The organism is Rhodococcus sp. P4_B6 (assembly GCF_056402215.1).
The window spans coordinates 58,439-75,143 of sequence record NZ_JBFUHV010000009.1 but is presented as its reverse complement, the minus strand read 5'-3'; the positions used below and the strand labels follow the sequence as shown (position 1 = coordinate 75,143).

Sequence of the window (16,705 nt, the reverse complement as noted above, 5' to 3'; positions counted from 1 at the left end):
GCGTCCACGGCGAGCGCCCGGTGGCACTCGGTTGGCGTACGCCGATGCGCCCGGCAACCGAGGAGTCTTCGATGCTGCTACGTCTTCCCGGAGTCTATCGCCCGCAACACGATACGCAGTTGCTGGCCGGTGTCCTGGCGGCGGAGCGACTCGGTCCCCACTCCCGGGTACTCGATCTGTGTGCCGGGACGGGCGCGCTGAGCGTGGCCGCCGCGGCCGCCGGTGCGGGCCGGGTGACCGCGGTGGACGTGTCGAGGCGGGCGGCGATCAGCATTCGGCTCAATGCGCTCGCCCGCGGGCACCGGATCCGGGTGATCCACGGAGACCTCACCGAACACGTCCGCCAAGAGCGGTTCGAGCTCGTCGTTTCCAATCCGCCGTACGTCCCGGCATCCGTCGACACCGTGCCCGACCGCGGTCCGGCGCGCGCCTGGGATGCGGGAAAGAACGGTCGCGCACTGCTCGACCGGATCTGCTGCCAGGCCCCCGACCTTCTCGTCGACGGCGGGGTTCTGCTGCTGGCGCAGTCCGGCCTGAGCGGAGTCGAGAAGACACTGACGATGCTCGAGGAGCAGAATATGACGGTCGACGTCGCCGCGACGGCCGAGATCCCGTTCGGACCCGTCCTCGTCGAACGGCGGGAGATGCTCGAGCGGCGAGGGCTCATCGAGGTCGGTCAGATCCTCGAGGAAATCGTGGTGATCCGCGCCGTCAGCTAGACATGGCCTGATGGCGCCGTGCGTGGCCGAGGCCCGCACGGCGCCGGTCGGATCAGGCGGAGATGACGCTGTCGAGCACGGAGTAGAACATGCCGAGCCCGTCGTCACTGGGGCCGGTGAGGGCCTCGGTGGCGTGCTCGGGGTGCGGCATGAGGCCCACCACGCGGCCGTTGGCCGAGGAGATGCCCGCGATGCCGCGCTGCGAACCGTTCGGGTTGTCGCCGGTGTAGCGGAACACCACGCGGCCCTCACCCTCGAGTTCGTCGAGAACGTTCTCCGACGCCTGGTAGCGGCCCTCGCCGGACTTGAGCGGGACGAGAATCTCGGCACCCGTCTCGTAGCGGGACGTCCACGCCGTCGACGTGGCCTCGACCTTCAGCCACTCGTCGCGGCAGATGAAGTGCAGGCCCTCGTTCCGGGTGAGCGCGCCGGGCAGGAGGCCCGCTTCACACAGCACCTGGAAACCGTTGCAGATACCGAGGACGGGCATACCGCCCTGCGCGGCCTGCACGACCTTGCCCATGACGGGCGCGAACCGGGCGATGGCGCCGCACCGCAGGTAGTCGCCGTACGAGAAGCCACCGGGGACGATGACGGCGTCGACACCCTTGAGGTCGGCGTCGCCGTGCCACAGGCTCACGGCCTCGCCGCCGGCGAGGGTCACCGCGCGGGCGGCGTCGACGTCGTCGAGGGTGCCGGGGAAAGTGATGACTCCGACGCGGGCGCTCATGCTTCGACGCGCCTCACGGTCCAGTCCTCGATCACCGTGTTGGCCAGCAGGGCCTCGGCGATCTTCTCGAGCTGAGCGTCGTCGACACTGCCGTCGACCTCGAGCTCGAACCGCTTGCCCTGACGGACATCGGAAACTCCAGCGAAGCCGAGCCGCGGCAGCGCTCCGACAATGGCCTGCCCCTGGGGGTCGAGAATCTCGGCCTTGGGCATGACTTCGACGACGACACGGGCCACGTGCTGCTCCTTGTTGTTGTGCGCGAGCCCAGAGTGGAACACCGGGCACCCGGAAGTTTACCGGGCTACCTGCCTGCGGTTCGCATCGGACGAAGGGACGAGCCATGCACGCAAGCGCATACTCGAATTCATGCGACTGACTCACTTCGGCCACAGCTGCGTCCTCGTCGAGTTGAACGGTTCCACCATCCTCTTCGATCCGGGCAACTTCTCGCACGGATTCGAGGGCATCACCGGACTGGACGCGATCCTCGTGACCCACCAGCACCCCGACCACGTCGACCAGCAGCGACTGCCCGCCCTCGTCGAGGCGAACCCCGGCGCGGCGCTGTACTCCGACCCGCAGACCGCCGCCCAGCTCGGCGGCGCGTGGACGGGAGTGCACGCCGGCGACGAGTTCGACATCGGCGACGTGCACGTCACCGGCACCGGCGGCAGGCACGCGGTGATCCACCCCGACATTCCCGTGATCGACAACACGGCGTTCCTTCTCGGCGACGCCGGCAACCCGGCCCGGCTGATGCACCCCGGCGACTCCCTGTTCGTCCCCGAGCAGAAGGTCGACGTGCTGGCGCTGCCCGCCGCGGCGCCGTGGCTGAAGATCTCCGAGGCCATCGACTACCTGCGGGCCGTCGCGCCGCGGGTCGCGGTGCCCATCCACCAGGCGATCATCGCGAACGAGGCCACCGGCATCTTCTACGGCCGCTACTCGGACATGGCGCCCGAGGGCACCGAGTTCCGCACGATGCCGAGCGAGTCGAGCGTCGAGGTGGCCTGACGCCCCCGTGAGTACTTGTTAACCGCGGGCGGTTAACAAGTACTCACGGGTCAGGCGGCACCGATCTGCGAAATCCGCCGCTCCCAGCGGTACACGCCGGGCCGCGCGTCATGGAAGAGCGCGAGGTCGACGGCGTCGAGCATCGCCTGCCGCGGGCCCGACGTGCCCAGCTGCTTGGCGGTGACGGCGAGGCGCACCACGCCCCCGCGTTTGGCGGTGCGTCCGGAGCCGAGGACGAGGGCCCGGCACCACCACGGTTCGGCGCGGAATCCCTCCCCGATTCCCAGCACCCGCGACCGCACCGACGTCCCGCGTTCGAGGTCGTGGATGGCGGTCATCCCGGCGAGCAGCCGGAACCCGGCGGACGGCAGTGCCGCGACGGCGCCCTGCGACGCCAGCCAGCGGGGCGGGGCGAACAGTCTGGTGCGCAGCCCGGTCTGTTCCATCACCCGGTCGGCCGCGAGCAGTCGCAGCCGCGCCTCGTGCTCGGGCAGCGCGGCGAACTCGGCCCGACGGCGCTTGGTGGCGGCCTGGTCGTATCCGTGCAGGACGACGGCGTCGCCGCGGGATCGGCGCACACGGAGCCAGTCCTGCGTCGCGGGATCGTTGACCAGGCGGTACTTGTCCTTCAGGCGCGGGGCGACGAGCAGCGACAGCGGCACGCCGCGCGCATCCATCTCCTCGGCGAACGCGGCCGCGAAGTCGCGCGTCTCGTCCTTGATCCCCGACACCGACACGATCAGCTGTCCGGTCATGGGCCCCAGCGTGACAGGTGAACGTGAACAAGGGGCAAAGCTCGTGCGCCTTTCTGGTAGTCGGAGCTACCAGAAAGGCGCACGGGCGGCGAAGCCGCCTACTTCGGCAGGACCGCCTCGATGGCCTCGACGACCTCGGGCGCCTCGGGCTCGGTGCGGGGACGGAACCGCTTGACGACGGTGCCGTCGGGTGCGACGAGGAACTTCTCGAAGTTCCACTGGATGTCGCCCGCGGCGCCCTCGGCGTCGGCGGCCTTGGTCAGTTCCTCGTACAGCGGGTGCCGGTTCTCACCGTTCACCTCGATCTTCTCGAGCAGCGGGAACGTGACGCCGTAGGTGGTGGAGCAGAAGGTCTCGATCTCTTCGGCGGTGCCGGGCTCTTGCCCCATGAACTGGTTGCACGGGACGCCGATCACGGTCAGGCCGCGGTCGGCGTAGTCGGTGGCGAGCTTCTCGAGGCCCTTGTACTGCGGGGTCAGTCCACACTTCGAGGCGACGTTCACCACGAGGACGGCGCGACCGTCGTATTCGCCGAGGGAGGTCGGGGTGCCGCCGAGTGTGTTGATACCGATGTTCTGAACAGGTGTCGTCATGCGCACCAACGTAGCCAACAAACCTCTGTGCGCCCAGGCTTCGAATCGCCCGGGCGCACAGAGGTTTACTYCGGAGTGGGTGTCAGCTCTTCACGAGTACCTTCGGCTCGTCGGCGGCAGGGGTCTCCGTGGCCTGCTCTTCGACGACCTCGCCGTGGCCATCGTCGACCATCGTCGACTCGTCGAAGGGGAGCTTGCCGTCGAGGACGGTGCGGACGCGGTCGTTGTCGATCGTGTTCGTCCAGGAACCGACGAGCAGGGTGGCGACGGCGTTGCCGGAGAAGTTCGTGACCGCGCGGGCCTCGGACATGAACCGGTCGATACCGACGATGAGGCCGACGCCGTCGAGCAGTTCGGGACGGTGGCTCTGCAGGCCGCCGGCGAGGGTGGCGAGCCCGGCGCCGCTGACTCCGGCAGCACCCTTGGACGCGATGATCATGAACACCAGCAGCGACAGCTGCTCGGGGAAGGACAGCGGCTGGCCCATTGCGTCGGCGATGAAGATCGACGCCATGGTCAGGTAGATCGCCGTGCCGTCGAGGTTGAACGAGTAGCCGGTGGGGACGACGACACCGACGGTGGTGCGCTCGACGCCGACGTGTTCCATCTTCGCGATCAGGCGGGGCAGGGCCGACTCGGAGGAGGACGTGGCGAAGATCAGCAGGTACTCCCGGGCCAGGTACCGGACCAGCTTGAAGATCGAGACGCCTGCGACGACGCGGAGCACGGATCCGAGGACACCGAACACGAAGATCAGGCAGGTGAGGTAGAAGCCGAGCATGAGCGTGGCGAGCTGGACGACGGCGCCGAGGCCGGTCTGGCCGACGACGTTCGCGATGGCACCGAACGCACCGATCGGGGCGAGCCACAGGATCATCGACAGGATCTTGAAGACGAGCTTCTGGACGGAGCCGACTGCACGCAGGATCGGCTCACCCTGCTTGCCCAGGGCCTGCAGTCCGAAGCCGACGAGCAGCGCGACGAACAGGGTCTGCAGGACGCTTCCCTCGGTCAGCGCGGACATCAGCGACGTGGGGATGATCGACTGGAGGAAGTCCATGGTGCCGCCGGCTCCGTGGGCCTTCTCGGCGAGCGCCGCACCCGTGCTTGCGGTGTCGGCGCTGATGTTCAGGCCGGTGCCCGGGTCGAGCAGGTTGCCGACCAGCAGACCGATGCCGAGCGCGACCGTGGACATGCCGATGAAGTAGGTGAGGGCGAGTCCGCCGACCTTGCCCACCTTGGCGGCGGCCTTCACCGATCCGATGCCGAGCACGATCGTGCAGAAGATGACCGGGCTGATCATCATCTTGATCAGATCGACGAACATCGTGCCGAGCACGCCGAGCGACTTGCCGACTCCCGGAGCCAGCCACCCGACGAGGATGCCCGCGACGACGGCGACGATGACCCCCATGTACAACCAGTGTGTCCGGTCGCGCTTCTTGGTCTTCCCTGTCGCAGTACTCATGGGATTGTCCTCCAATTCGAGTGGCAAGCTGATCGGTGAGGCCGGTGAGTGACCGCGATCACGTCTTGGAAGAATCTTCTAAGCGATCGCTTGGCTGGAGAAGTTTGTGTTCATTACGTTCAGGAGAAATGCATTGCCGCACCATCCGCCGAGACGGCCCATGAGCGTCGCGAGGCAGCTCTTCCTCCTGCAGCTCGTCGTGTTGGTGCTGGTCATCGGCGCCGGGACCGCGCTGGCCATCGTCGACCAGCGTCGCGACAGCGACGAGACCACCCGGCGCGCCGTCACGGCCGTCGCGACCACACTCGCGCTGTCGGACGGCACCGTCGAGGCATTGCGGTCCCCCGACCCGACGGCCGTTCTCCAGCCCCAGACCGAGCAGATCCGCGCCGCGACCGGCACCGATTTCATCGTCGTGATGACGCCCGCGGGCATCCGCTTCACTCACACCAACCCGGAGCTGATCGGCGGCGTGTTCTCCGGGAACATCGAGCGCGCGCTCCGCGGGGAGACGTTCACGGAGACGTACGCCGGTTCGCTGGGACCATCGATCCGGGCGGTGACACCGGTGTACGACGGCGACCGGATCGCGGGCCTGGTGTCCGTCGGCGTCACCCGGGCGAAGATCGGCGACCAGTTCGCCGCGAGCCTGCCGACCATCTTCGCGGTCGCCGCGATCGGTCTGGCGGTGTCGGCGGCAGGTTCGTTCCTGCTGAGCAGGCGCCTGCGCCGTCAGACGCTGGGGATGGCCCCGGACGAGCTGCGGCAGATGTACGAGCATCACGACGCCGTCCTGCACTCGATCGGTGAGGGCCTGGTGGTGCTCGGCCGCGACAGCGGTGACACCGCGAATGCCGAAGTGGTGAACGACGAAGCGCGCCGCCTCCTCGATCTCCCCGAGGGCCCCGTCCCGCTGGCCGCGCTGCCGGAGTCGCTGCGGCAGTCGCAGGACGACGATTCCCGGGACGAGGTGCACGTGACCCCCGACCGCGTGCTGCTCGTCAGCCGGGAACCCGTGACGTGGGAGGGGCAGCGTCTCGGGACCGTGCTGACACTGCGTGATCGCACGGAATTGCAAAGCATCATGGGCGAACTCGACTCCGTGCGCGGCTTCGCGGAATCGCTGCGGTCACAGGCGCACGAATCGGCAAACCGACTGCACACGATCATCACGATGGTCGAACTGGGCCGCTACGACGACGCGATCGCGTTCGCCACCGAGGATCTGCGGTTGTCGCAGGAACTGATCGACCGCTTGATGACGGCGGTGCACGAACCCGCCCTGGCCGCACTGCTGCTCGGCAAGGTTGGGGTGGCCGCCGAGCGGGGAGTCGACCTGACCGTCACCGAGGACACCGCTCTCGGGCCCGTGGCGCCGCTCAGTGCGCGTGAACTCGTGACGCTGGTGGGTAATCTCGTGGACAACGCGATCGACGCCGCCCGCGGCGCGATGGAATCCCCCGGAGAGGATGCGTGGGTGGAAGTGACCGTCCGTCAAGAGGATTCGACGATGGTGGTGCGGGTGGCCGACAGCGGACCCGGCATTCCCGCCGACGAACTCGACAAGGCGGTCACGCGCGGCTACTCCACCAAGTCGGGTCAGCGCGGGCTCGGACTGGCGTTGGTGGCCCAGGTGGTGGCCCGGCACGGCGGGACGATCCACACGGAGCCGTCACTCGGATCGATGGTCGTCGTCGAGATCCCGATCGAGGGGGCCGCCTCGTGATCCGCGTGATGATCGTCGAGGACGAACCACTCATCGCCGAGGCCCATCGGGCGTATGTGGAACGCATTCCGGGCTTTTCGGTGCACACCGTCGTTCACGACGGCAACGGCGCCATGCGGGCGGTCGCCGCGGCGAACGGCAGCGACGACCCCATCGACCTCGTCCTCCTCGACATCGGCCTGCCGGATGCCAGCGGCCTCGACGTCGCGGCGGCACTGAGCGGCGTGCGACCGAGTCCCGACGTGATCGCCGTGACCTCGGCCCGCGACCTGGAGATGGTCCGCACCGCCGTGGCGCGCGGAATCGCGTTGTATCTCCTGAAGCCGTTCACGTTCGCGGCGTTCCGCGACAAACTCGAGCGGTACCGGGAATTCCGCGACGCCCTGCCTGCCGGAAGCAACGCACTGAGTCAGCACGACATCGATCGGGCGATGTCCGCGCTACGCACCTCCGACGAGCGCGCTGCATCCCCGAAAGGCGTTGCACCACAGACGCTCGACCACGTTTCGGCGTGCGTCCGTGACGCTGCCGGACCGCTGACGGCGGCCGAGGTGGCGGCCAGCATCGGGGTCTCCCGGGTGACGGCCTGGCGGTATCTCGAACGTCTCGCCGACGACGGGGTGCTCACCCGGCACACCGAGTACGGCAGGGCCGGCCGTCCGCAGATCCGGTACGAGCTGCGCTGAAGTACGAACCGGGGTTGTGACCTAGGTCACATCGGTGGACGATTGTAGAGGAGTCACCTCCGGCTCGCAGTAACTCAGTCAAGGACCTTCACAATGTCTAGCAGAATTGCCACCACACTCGCCGCAATCGCATTGACCCTGTCGCTCGGTACTCTGGCTGCTCCCGCAGCTGTCGCGGCGCCGGCCGCGCCGTCACCGACCCCGGCAGTCGGTTCGATCGCCGTCTGCCTCAACCTGCCACTGGGGTCGGCCAGCATCAGTTTCTGCATCTGAGCAGTGCGGGGGGCGAACTCGAACGCTACATCTGTGCATGTCTCGTAGCGTCCGTCGACGCCGTCGTGCCCTGGGCCCGCCAGACCGGTGCGAACCTGCGTTCGAATCGTCAGTCCCGCTGTCCGTCGCCGGGCCGGTGATCGACGGACGCGCACGATCGGGGGCGAGTCCACGCGTGCCGCGTCCGCTGCTCGAAATCCTTCGCCATATCGAGCAATTGGTCCTCCGCGCGGTGTCGCCCGACCAGCTGGATCCCCAGTGGTGTCCCCGCTTCGCTGAAGCCCGCCGGTAGAGAGATGACCGGGTGGCCGGTCACGGTGACGTGGCACGCGGACTCCATCCAGCCGAGGTAATCCGGTTGCTGTACGCCACACACCGAGGCGGGAAACTGCAGGTCGACGTCGAACGCCGGGAGGGGCGACACCGGGAGAAGCAGACCGTCGTACGTTTCCAGAAACTCTCGCATGCGATGGAAGAGTTCCGTCCTGAGCCGCGCAGCGCGACCGACGTCTCGACCGGAGAGTCGTCGCCCGGCAAGCATGTTCTCGTACAGACTGGGCCGAACCCACTCCCGATTCGCGTCGAACAGATCACCCAGCGCAGCTTCGAACTGCCACGCACGCAGAGTCCTGAAGCACTCGCCCGCGCCGTCGAAGCTGATGCATGCTTCCTCGACGATCGCGCCTGCCTCCCGGCACGTGTGCGCAGCGCGTTCGACGACTCGGCGAACCTCCGGGTCCACCGGAATGGTTCCGCCAAGATCGACGGAAAATGCGATTCTTCGACCTCGAAGGCCGTCTGCGGCGACAGTTGCAAATCGGGATCCGGGCTCCTCCAGGCTGAGGGGAGACCGGCCGTCCGGACCGGCCATCACCGACAGCAGCAGCGCAACGTCGTCGACGCAGCGTGCCATCGGCCCTTGAACGGACAGCCCGCACCAGCCGTCGGACGCAGGGTAGGTGGGCACCCGCCCGGCACTCGGGCGTAATCCGACGACATTGCAGTACCCAGCCGGGAGTCGAAGAGACCCGCCCATGTCGTTGCCGTCCGCGATGGGGTGCATGCCGGCGGCGAGAGCTGCGGCAGCACCTCCCGATGAACCGCCCGCGGTCACGGCGAGGTCGTAGGGATTGCGCGTCGCACCGAAAAGGTCGTTGAAGGTATGACCACCTGCGACGAACTCGGGAACATTGGTCTTGCCCAGCGTGACGACGCCCGCGGCCTTCATCCGTTCCACGACGAGATCGTCGAGTTCGGGCACGTAGTGCTCGTGGATCCGGGAACCGAAGGTTGTCCGGACTCCCATGGTGAGGTGGTTATCTTTGTGGGCGACGGGAATTCCGTGGAGCGGGCCGTCCCACCCGCCGGATGCAAACCGTTGATCGGCGGCTGCCGCCTGCTCCATCGCAGCTTCCGGAAGGTACGTCACGATGGCGTTGACGTCGGGGTTGACCTCATCGATGCGCTCGAGATGCGCCGACACGGTTTCTCGCGCCGAGAGCTCTCCTGCACGCATCAGCTGAGACAGCTCCGTCGCGCTGCGGTAGTACAGCGGCTCCGCCATGGACGACCTTCCTTCGTGAATGGACATGCATCGGGTGTTGTGAGTATCGGGACGATCGGCCGGACGGAGCCGCGAGTTCGTCCGCCCCGGAGTCAGCGGTAGCCGTACCGAAGACGATCATCGTCTGCCACGACACTCTCGCCACTCGGCCTCGGAATCCGCAGATTCCGCATCAAGACGTACGCGTCCCGGGGCAGCTGCCCACCGGCGCCCTGCTGGTCCGGAAGTTCGAACCACAACTGCAGACTTCCCTGCTCCACGATCAACTGATACGCCCTGCTTCGATCCGGAGCAGGCGAATTCCGATCACTCCGATCGACGAAACCTGCGTTCCGCGCGGCATCGCGGGAGGGGAGGTACCGCGCGATCCGAGAACCTCGAGCCCATCCGGGCAGATCGTCGCGGTCCAGTTCGTCCGCGATCATCGCGGCGATCCTGCCCGTCGATGGTCGCACCGCTGTTGCGCCAACCGGTCTCAGCCGGTCCTCGAGATTGTCCGCCGTGACACGCAGAACCCACGCTGTCCCGATCCTGGTCGGAGTGTGCAATCGAAATCCTGGCCAATCCGAATGGGCGATCGACTGCAGCACCGTGCGGCCGTCGCATCCCAGCCGGGTCAGCGACCTTCGTGAATAGGCAATCCCGCGTGCCACCGGATCGCTCAGACCCAGCTCGCTGAGCAGGGAGAAGGCACGTCCCGGGGCCGCTCCGCCGTATCCGACCTCGACGTCGTCGATCGCGACGACGTCGCCATTGCTCATGTCCCACAACATGTGGGGCACGACCAGAGATCCCGCCGAATTGGTGGGGAACCTTCTCGGATCACAACCGGACGACCAGAAGACGTCGCTTGCAGCGAATCCCGCGACGATGCGAGTGACTCGCGCGTCGAGCTTCTCGACGTGGCGCAGGGCGTTGGCAGGCCTCGCCCAGATCATTCACCCCACCGGCTTCCCGCTGACGTCAGCCAATCGCCTGCTCCCAGATCCAGCAAGGCGTTGTGCGCGGCTACGAACGGCTCTATGGGGAGCCTGGTGATTCCCGCGCCGACCTGTCCGATCCCCGCATCTCGGTGAGCGAATCCGTTGTTGACCACCGGGGAAATTCCCGTACGCGCTACCGCTTCGACGTCGATTCCCATCGGTGTGCCCCGGAAACCCTCGCCGGGAATCAGGAACCGACTACTACCCCCTCGGGTGATCTGACGCATCTCGGACACATAGTCCTGGAGCACGCTGGGGCTTCCCCCGATATAGGAACTGATGGCGGGGGCCGCCGACAGAGCGAAGGCGCCGAGCCCGATCACCTCGGTCACGAGCGAATCACCCATCATCGGGCAGGCATCGTCGACGGTATAGCCCTCGAACAGCTTCGGATCTCCTACGGGCGCGGATGCCGTGATCCACGAGTCGAGGCCACTGACGCGAATCCCCATCCGCCGGCCGTTTCCCGCGATCGCTGTCACCAACCCCCGGGTTCCACAGCGGTGGGCGGCATCCGCGACGAGCTTCGCTGCCGCCATCGAGAAAGACAGAAAGGTGTGGGGATTGCCGGCGAGGAAATCGAGGACGGCCGCGGCGGTCCCCGAGTCCGGGGCGTGCTCGACCACGGCGGGCGCGAGCCTGATCGTCAGCGCCGCCGTCGACGCCACGTTCCGATTGTGGCATTCGTCGCCGCGCCGAAGACCTTCCGACTGCAATGCGGTGATATCGATACCGTCCACCGCCCGCAACGCGTCGTCGAGAACCGGCGTCAGGACGGTACTCATCCACCGCAGCCGCTCGAGCACAGCGGCATCGTTGGCACCGAACCGGAGTGCTCGACCGAGCCCTTCGTTCAACGGCGCGAACGCGTTGTGCCCGTCGTCTCCCTCCACCACCACCATCGGAGTGCTGGGAGAAATGATGCCTGCCATCGCCCCGACAGCGGATGCCGAGTGACACGGCCGCAGATCGATCTTCCCCGCGTCGAACAGTTCACCGGCGGCCGCGAGATCGGGAGCCTCACCCTCGAGCACCAGCGCCCCGAGAATCGCACCTCTCATCGGACCCACTACCTCGCCGGGCTCCACCTGCGGGCCGGCGTGCAGGTACGAGCGGCGATCCACCGTGTCGATGACATCTCCCGCCCGTCTGACACCGACCGCGGTCGCGGACGTGGTGTCCAGTACCGCCCAACCATCCCTTACAGTCATGACAACTCCATCGAAAGTCGGATAGGACGTGTCCGGCCGGCTGGAAGCGGGCCACGGACGACATCTCCGGATTGTTGCGGGCAGAGGTACCGATCGGCCCGCTCGGCAATCCCAAAGATACCGAGGCACAGCCGATTTAGCGAGATCATGCTGGTCACATCTTGCCGATGAGAGGTATCATTTCGACTGATGATCGACCGCCGGCGAACGTCCGGAGAGGTGACGAGAGATGCGAATGAAACTGAACCGAATTGATCTGAACCTTCTCGTCGGCCTGGACGCCCTCCTGTCGGAGAGGAGCGTCTCTCGCGCTGCGAAGCAACTCTCGGTCGGGCAACCGGCGATGAGTGGCACATTGTCGCGATTGCGAAAACTCTTCGACGATCCCCTGCTCGTCCGCGACGGGTCGTCGATGACGCTGACACCGCTCGCGGAGTCCCTCACATACCTGGTCCACGACATACTCGGATCGATCGAGACGCTGGTGACCGTGCGTGCACCGTTCGACGCGGCGAGTGACACCCGCACGTTCACCATCCACGCGAGTGACTATGTCACGCTCGTCCTACTCCGCTCGTTCGTCAGGGCGGCTGCCGGCGAAGCGCCGAACGTGCGGATCAATATCGCTCCGCCACAAACGAATTACTTCGGTCCGCTGCTCGAGGCGCGGGCTGATCTCGTGATCATCCCACGCGAGATCGTGGGACACGTCGGAACCGCTTACGCCAGCGCCCCCCTCTTCACGGACCGGCACGTCTGTGTGGTCGCCGCGGACCATCCCGTTGTGGGCGAGACGATGTCGCGGGAGCAGTTCAGCGCGTTTCCACACCTGTCCGCCACCGGCGGAATCCCGCCGTCCTTCGCCGAGACCCAGTTCGACGAAATCTCATTGCCCTTTCGCATCGAAGCGTCGACGACCAGTTACGTCGCCGCCCCATTCCTGCTGGAAGGAACGGAGATGGTGGCGGTGCTGTACGAGCGCCTGGCGCGAGCACTTCACCGCAGCGCCGGCATTCGACTGCTCGAGCCGCCGGTTTCGTTGGCCCCGATCACCGAGATGATGTACTGGCATCCGCGCCATTCCGACGATCCCGGTCACCGATGGCTTCGCCACGGCATTCGCCGGCTGGCCGAGCAACTGTGACGGTAATGCAGCGAATAACTTACCGGCCGCCAGGTTCCGGGTACTCACGACATTTGTCCGGGACAAGTATATCGTCGGCGTCCGGCCCCGAATATGCGGTCTCCGTGGACGCCGCCCATTCAATATTCCTTTTCCGGATGGATTCGATATCCTCCGGAGACACCGCGCTCAGTCCGGTCGGAATCCGACTTCCGACCGCCCACCGTCCCGACACGATCTCGCCCTCGAACCGGTCGACGACCTGGTCGACCCCTTACGGACTACCGGCTTCAATTCTTCGCCCCTTTTCTCGCGTACAGCGCCGCGCTTCATGGGGATAATTCACGAGGCCGAATAATCCCTGTCTGGTTGAACCGGAATCCATTTCGAAACCGAGCCATGGTATATTTTGGGCGTGAGCAGCGCGCACGAGCCCGAGAAAAAGTCCGAGAATTCCACGATGCAGAGCATGGATCGTGGAATGCACATGCTCGAATTGCTCGCGGAACAGCCGATGCGCGCGAAAGAACTGGCCGAAGCCACCGGAGCGAAATGGGCAACTGCGCACCGCACACTGACCTACCTTCGTGACAAGGGATTCGTCAGGCGCGACGACACAACCGGTCTGCACTACGTCGGTCGCCGGATGTTCGCCATCGGCTCCGCCTACCTCGGCGATCATCCCCTTTTCACGACGAGCGAACCGTTGATGCGGACGGCCGCCGATCGGATCAACGGATTCGTTCAGATCGCCGAGCGGGACGGGCATTCGTCGGTGGCCATTGCCAGCGTCGAACCCCGCATTCCCGTTCCCACCCTGTCCTATGCGAATACGTACCGCGCCTATCCCCTCCACACGGGAGCCCGCGGATTGGTACTGCTCGCATACTGCCCCGACGAGTTCATCGACACCTATGTCCAGGAGCCGCTGCGTTCGTTCACCGAGTACACGATCACGGAACCCGCCGAGTTGCGGGCCAAGCTGAAGCAGATCGTGGCCGATGGCTACGCCACCAGCGACCGGGATGTCACCACTGCCACATGTGGGATTGCAGCGCCGATCCGGAACGCCGCAGGCGAGGTGACGGCGTCGGTGTCGATCGCCAATTACCGCGAACAGATGCCGCCGCGGGATCTCGTTCTTCACGAGGTGCTCGGACTCGCCCAATCGCTTTCCCAGCTGATGGGCTGGCGAAACCGGTAGGTCTTCTCCTCGGCGCCGAGGAGAAGACCTACCGGCAGCCTCTAGCTCTTGACGGCAATCGCCTCGAACTCGATCAGCATCCGGGGATCCACGAGACCGGCTACGTACACGAACGTCGACGGCGGACGGTTCGGAATCCACTTGTCGCGGACAGTACGAATCTCCGGGAGGGACTCCGGGTCGGTCAGGTACCCGGTGATCTTGACGATGCGGTCCATCGAACTGCCCGCAGCCTGCAGGGCACGCTCGAGGTTCGCGAACGCCCGGTCCGCCTGTGCCCCAGCCGAGAGGTCCTCACCGATGTCACCGGACTCGTCGTGCGGCACCGCTCCCGAGGTGAACACCAGATTCCCGGCTTCCGCTGCCCAGTGCCAGGCGGCATCGGCCTGCAGGCCGGGAACGGTCACGTACTTCACATCTTCGCCGACAGTGGTCATTGGTCAGTCCTCGTCGACGATGGCGACGGCCCGGACGAATCCGGCTGTGCCGCCGGCGATCTTGATGGGCAGCGCGATGACCTTGAAACCGTGCGGAGGCAGCTGGTCGAGGTTGGCGAGCTTCTCGATGTGCGCGTATTCGATTTCGAGGCCGAGGAGGTGGCAGGGCCACAGGTACTTCGGGTCTTTGCCGTGCTTGTGGTAGTCGGCGGCCCATGCGGCGTACGGACGGTCGTAGCTCCAGGCGTCCGTTCCCACGACCGTCACGCCCTGTTCGAGGATCCATTTGAGCGCCTCACGGCTGGGTCCGCCACCACGGGTGGTGTACTCCGGCTTCCCCCAGTACTTGTCGTTTCCGGTCATCGTGAGGACGATGTCGCCCGGCTTGATGGTGTAGTTCATGTCCTTCAGCTTCTGCTGAATTTCCTCGAGGGAGACCTCCGCGCCGTCTTCGGCATCACTGATGTCGATGACGACTCCGTCACCCATGCATCGCTCGATGGGCCACTCTTCGATGGTCTTCGGCTTCGACCCGTCCGCCATCACCGGGCCGAAGTGCCACGGTGCGTCCATGTGCGTGCCGGTGTGCGAGTTCATGTCGATATGTTCGACCGCGAACGCGGCACCGGGCGTGGGCCAGTGATTCGGGTCGATGTCGTAGTTTTCCTGGTTCCATTCGGCGCCGAGCGAGTGCGGCTCGAAGATGACGCCTTTGCCCTCGAGGGTGGGGTCACCGTCGGTGACCATGGAGATGTCGATGATTCTGCTCATCTGCTTACTTCCTCATTTCTTTCGGTCGGTCGCACTCTGGATCTCACAGCGCGACAGGGGATGTGGTAGGTGCACAGTCAGCCGACTGTGAGTTTGCGGTCTTCGTCGACCGGCTCGGCGGCTCGCTTCCTGCCCAGCAGACCCACGAGGGCGGTGAGCACCGAGATCGCCGCGACAGCAATCCAACCGGCCGCGAAACCGTGATCGGGGACGATGTGCCCGAAGACCACGGGGACGATGAATCCGCCGACCGCCGCGAGGGTGAGCATCACGCCGACCGCGGTGCCGACCTGTTCGGGATCGATCTTCGACAGGTCCGCGGGCACACCCAGCCAGGCCGGGTAGCTGAAGACGAAAAGGAATCCGATCGCGAAGGAGATGAACCACAGCAGGGCATCGGGGGCGACGGGGATCGCGGCGATCAGTGCCCCCATCAGCAGGAGGGGAACGACGATGACGGATCGGTAGTTGCGGACCAGGTCCGCGACCTTGCCACCGACCAGGCTGCCGGGGATTCCCGCGAGGGCCAGGATCGCGCCGAGCATACCGCCCTGGCCGGGTGTGAAGCCGCGTTGCGCGACCGCGTACTCGCTGAACAGCTGCGATGCGGTGAAGTAGGCGCCGTACACACCGAGCATGGCGATGCCGTAGATCCACAGCTGCTTGTCGACCAGAGCCCGGATCAGGCCGGCGCGGCTGATCCGGCCGCCGTGGAGTCCGCTGACGCCGCGCGGGGTGTGGAACCACACGGCCACCGCCGCCGCCAAGACGATATTGACGATGCCGCAGATCGCGAGCATGCCACGCCATCCCGCGAGGTCGGTCACGTAGATGCACGCATACAGACCCAGCGCGACACCGGTACTGAATGCGGCACCGCACGCGATGCCCAGCGCGAGGTTGATCTCGTGATCACGAAACCACACACTGACCGCGGCGACGGCGACGGCGATGAAGATGGACGCGCCGACACCGGCGATCACTCGGTACAGGGCGAGGTCGAGGAAGCCGACCGCGACGCCGGACAGCGCCGCACCGGCCCCTTGGAGCACCATCCCGAGGACGAGAGTGCGCTTCATCCCGAGTCGGGCCGCGATGATGCCGCCCGGGACGTGGGCGACCCCGTAGCCGAGCACGAACAGCGCGATCAGCATGGCGAGCTGCTCGAAGCTCACGCCGAGGTCCTCGCTGATGGGGGTGAAGGCCGACGCGATGTTGAACCAGTTCAACGTCAGGCTGACGTAGCCGAGGACGAGCAGAGCGAGCATTCGCCATCTGGCCTGGTAGACGTCGCCGTCTCTACCGTCAATAGTCGACAATGGGGTTCCTTCCATCGGGCACATTGCCTTCGAGGCAACCGCGGGTGAGATTGGGAGAGAGCGCAATACGATACGAAGCTCTCGCTTGGTGATAGTTCGGCAATTACGGCGACCCGAGAGTCAGATCCT

General features: G+C 66.1%; 18 protein-coding genes. 7 read left to right on the top strand and 11 right to left on the bottom strand.

Going from position 1 to position 16,705, the window contains the following annotated elements; genetic code table 11:
- Window positions 1–71 precede the first annotated feature (71 nt).
- Complete coding sequence (locus AC1DWT_RS06440; RefSeq protein ID WP_095863309.1) at window positions 72–719, top strand: HemK2/MTQ2 family protein methyltransferase; 648 nt, start codon at window positions 72–74, stop codon at window positions 717–719.
- Window positions 720–771: 52 nt separating this feature from the next.
- Here the strand turns inward: AC1DWT_RS06440 and purQ are convergent, their stop codons facing one another.
- Entirely contained in the window at window positions 772–1,449 is a 678-nt protein-coding gene (gene purQ / locus AC1DWT_RS06435) for a phosphoribosylformylglycinamidine synthase subunit PurQ (protein ID WP_095863308.1), read from the bottom strand.
- Window positions 1,446–1,685, bottom strand: a complete 240-nt coding sequence (gene purS, locus AC1DWT_RS06430; protein WP_005244409.1) for a phosphoribosylformylglycinamidine synthase subunit PurS — start codon at window positions 1,683–1,685, stop codon at window positions 1,446–1,448. The genes purQ and purS overlap by 4 nt, the downstream gene beginning before the upstream one ends.
- 130 nt (window positions 1,686–1,815) lie before the next feature.
- Between purS and AC1DWT_RS06425 the strand changes: the two genes are divergently transcribed.
- A complete protein-coding gene (locus AC1DWT_RS06425; RefSeq protein ID WP_005244410.1) occupies window positions 1,816–2,463 on the top strand; it encodes an MBL fold metallo-hydrolase in 648 nt (215 codons plus the stop codon).
- Between the two features lie 50 nt (window positions 2,464–2,513).
- On the opposite strand, the gene AC1DWT_RS06420 is transcribed toward AC1DWT_RS06425, so the two are convergent.
- The 3 genes from AC1DWT_RS06420 to AC1DWT_RS06410 all read right to left on the bottom strand — a co-directional run bounded on the left by AC1DWT_RS06420 (window position 2,514) and on the right by AC1DWT_RS06410 (window position 5,279).
- Complete coding sequence (locus AC1DWT_RS06420; RefSeq protein WP_072943007.1) at window positions 2,514–3,218, bottom strand: DUF2334 domain-containing protein; 705 nt, start codon at window positions 3,216–3,218, stop codon at window positions 2,514–2,516.
- 98 nt (window positions 3,219–3,316) lie between these two features.
- On the bottom strand, window positions 3,317–3,811 hold the full coding sequence (locus tag AC1DWT_RS06415; RefSeq protein ID WP_072943166.1) for a glutathione peroxidase: 495 nt from the start codon (window positions 3,809–3,811) through the stop codon (window positions 3,317–3,319).
- 82 nt (window positions 3,812–3,893) lie between these two features.
- Window positions 3,894–5,279: a cation:dicarboxylate symporter family transporter gene (locus tag AC1DWT_RS06410; RefSeq protein ID WP_072943006.1), complete on the bottom strand. Its 1,386-nt coding sequence runs from the start codon at window positions 5,277–5,279 to the stop codon at window positions 3,894–3,896.
- A gap of 160 nt (window positions 5,280–5,439) precedes the next feature.
- On the opposite strand from AC1DWT_RS06410, the gene AC1DWT_RS06405 reads away from it, so the two are divergent.
- The 3 genes from AC1DWT_RS06405 to AC1DWT_RS06395 all read left to right on the top strand — a co-directional run bounded on the left by AC1DWT_RS06405 (window position 5,440) and on the right by AC1DWT_RS06395 (window position 7,964).
- A complete protein-coding gene (locus tag AC1DWT_RS06405) occupies window positions 5,440–7,005 on the top strand; it encodes a sensor histidine kinase (RefSeq protein ID WP_095863307.1) in 1,566 nt (521 codons plus the stop codon).
- Window positions 7,002–7,691 carry a response regulator gene (locus tag AC1DWT_RS06400; protein ID WP_095863306.1) on the top strand — a complete coding sequence of 230 codons (690 nt, stop codon included), beginning with the start codon at window positions 7,002–7,004 and terminating at the stop codon, window positions 7,689–7,691. The genes AC1DWT_RS06405 and AC1DWT_RS06400 overlap by 4 nt, the downstream gene beginning before the upstream one ends.
- Window positions 7,692–7,784: 93 nt before the next feature.
- Window positions 7,785–7,964 carry a hypothetical protein gene (locus tag AC1DWT_RS06395; RefSeq protein ID WP_015888663.1) on the top strand — a complete coding sequence of 60 codons (180 nt, stop codon included), beginning with the start codon at window positions 7,785–7,787 and terminating at the stop codon, window positions 7,962–7,964.
- Window positions 7,965–8,073: 109 nt separating this feature from the next.
- Here AC1DWT_RS06395 and AC1DWT_RS06390 read toward each other — a convergent pair whose 3' ends face one another.
- From AC1DWT_RS06390 to AC1DWT_RS06380, 3 genes are all read right to left on the bottom strand, one after another.
- Window positions 8,074–9,528, bottom strand: coding sequence for an amidase (locus AC1DWT_RS06390; RefSeq protein ID WP_095863305.1), 1,455 nt, complete (start codon window positions 9,526–9,528; stop codon window positions 8,074–8,076).
- Between the two features lie 92 nt (window positions 9,529–9,620).
- Window positions 9,621–10,289, bottom strand: coding sequence for a hypothetical protein (locus AC1DWT_RS06385; RefSeq protein WP_477920041.1), 669 nt, complete (start codon window positions 10,287–10,289; stop codon window positions 9,621–9,623).
- 173 nt (window positions 10,290–10,462) lie between these two features.
- Entirely contained in the window at window positions 10,463–11,722 is a 1,260-nt protein-coding gene (locus AC1DWT_RS06380; protein WP_095863303.1) for a YlbE family protein, read from the bottom strand.
- A 229-nt stretch (window positions 11,723–11,951) separates the two neighbouring features.
- On the opposite strand from AC1DWT_RS06380, the gene AC1DWT_RS06375 reads away from it, so the two are divergent.
- Together AC1DWT_RS06375 and AC1DWT_RS06370 are read left to right on the top strand one after the other, a co-directional pair.
- Window positions 11,952–12,866 (top strand): LysR family transcriptional regulator, encoded by a 915-nt coding sequence (locus tag AC1DWT_RS06375; protein WP_095863302.1) that lies wholly within the window; start codon window positions 11,952–11,954, stop codon window positions 12,864–12,866.
- A gap of 394 nt (window positions 12,867–13,260) precedes the next feature.
- Window positions 13,261–14,049: an IclR family transcriptional regulator gene (locus AC1DWT_RS06370; protein ID WP_095863301.1), complete on the top strand. Its 789-nt coding sequence runs from the start codon at window positions 13,261–13,263 to the stop codon at window positions 14,047–14,049.
- A gap of 41 nt (window positions 14,050–14,090) precedes the next feature.
- Here the strand turns inward: AC1DWT_RS06370 and AC1DWT_RS06365 are convergent, their stop codons facing one another.
- The 3 genes from AC1DWT_RS06365 to AC1DWT_RS06355 all read right to left on the bottom strand — a co-directional run bounded on the left by AC1DWT_RS06365 (window position 14,091) and on the right by AC1DWT_RS06355 (window position 16,576).
- Window positions 14,091–14,486, bottom strand: a complete 396-nt coding sequence (locus AC1DWT_RS06365; protein ID WP_072942993.1) for a RidA family protein — start codon at window positions 14,484–14,486, stop codon at window positions 14,091–14,093.
- A gap of 3 nt (window positions 14,487–14,489) precedes the next feature.
- Window positions 14,490–15,257 (bottom strand): cyclase family protein, encoded by a 768-nt coding sequence (locus tag AC1DWT_RS06360; protein ID WP_095863300.1) that lies wholly within the window; start codon window positions 15,255–15,257, stop codon window positions 14,490–14,492.
- A gap of 77 nt (window positions 15,258–15,334) precedes the next feature.
- The gene (locus AC1DWT_RS06355) at window positions 15,335–16,576 is read right to left on the bottom strand and encodes an MFS transporter (protein WP_167372174.1); all 1,242 of its coding nucleotides are present in this window, start codon (window positions 16,574–16,576) and stop codon (window positions 15,335–15,337) included.
- Between the last annotated feature and the right edge of the window lie 129 nt (window positions 16,577–16,705).

Bases quoted from the DNA above. Each gene is read 5' to 3' on its own strand.
- AC1DWT_RS06360 (WP_095863300.1), bottom strand. From the start codon at position 15,257: ATGAGCAGAATCATCGACATCTCCATGGTCACCGACGGTGACCCCACC.
- AC1DWT_RS06380 (WP_095863303.1), bottom strand. From the start codon at position 11,722: ATGACTGTAAGGGATGGTTGGGCGGTACTGGACACCACGTCCGCGACC.
- AC1DWT_RS06390 (WP_095863305.1), bottom strand. From the start codon at position 9,528: ATGGCGGAGCCGCTGTACTACCGCAGCGCGACGGAGCTGTCTCAGCTG.
- AC1DWT_RS06425 (WP_005244410.1), top strand. From the start codon at position 1,816: ATGCGACTGACTCACTTCGGCCACAGCTGCGTCCTCGTCGAGTTGAAC.
- AC1DWT_RS06365 (WP_072942993.1), bottom strand. From the start codon at position 14,486: ATGACCACTGTCGGCGAAGATGTGAAGTACGTGACCGTTCCCGGCCTG.
- AC1DWT_RS06410 (WP_072943006.1), bottom strand. From the start codon at position 5,279: ATGAGTACTGCGACAGGGAAGACCAAGAAGCGCGACCGGACACACTGG.
- AC1DWT_RS06420 (WP_072943007.1), bottom strand. From the start codon at position 3,218: ATGACCGGACAGCTGATCGTGTCGGTGTCGGGGATCAAGGACGAGACG.
- AC1DWT_RS06385 (WP_477920041.1), bottom strand. From the start codon at position 10,289: ATGAGCAATGGCGACGTCGTCGCGATCGACGACGTCGAGGTCGGATAC.
- AC1DWT_RS06405 (WP_095863307.1), top strand. From the start codon at position 5,440: ATGAGCGTCGCGAGGCAGCTCTTCCTCCTGCAGCTCGTCGTGTTGGTG.
- AC1DWT_RS06395 (WP_015888663.1), top strand. From the start codon at position 7,785: ATGTCTAGCAGAATTGCCACCACACTCGCCGCAATCGCATTGACCCTG.
- purQ (WP_095863308.1), bottom strand. From the start codon at position 1,449: ATGAGCGCCCGCGTCGGAGTCATCACTTTCCCCGGCACCCTCGACGAC.
- AC1DWT_RS06440 (WP_095863309.1), top strand. From the start codon at position 72: ATGCTGCTACGTCTTCCCGGAGTCTATCGCCCGCAACACGATACGCAG.
- AC1DWT_RS06375 (WP_095863302.1), top strand. From the start codon at position 11,952: ATGCGAATGAAACTGAACCGAATTGATCTGAACCTTCTCGTCGGCCTG.
- AC1DWT_RS06415 (WP_072943166.1), bottom strand. From the start codon at position 3,811: ATGACGACACCTGTTCAGAACATCGGTATCAACACACTCGGCGGCACC.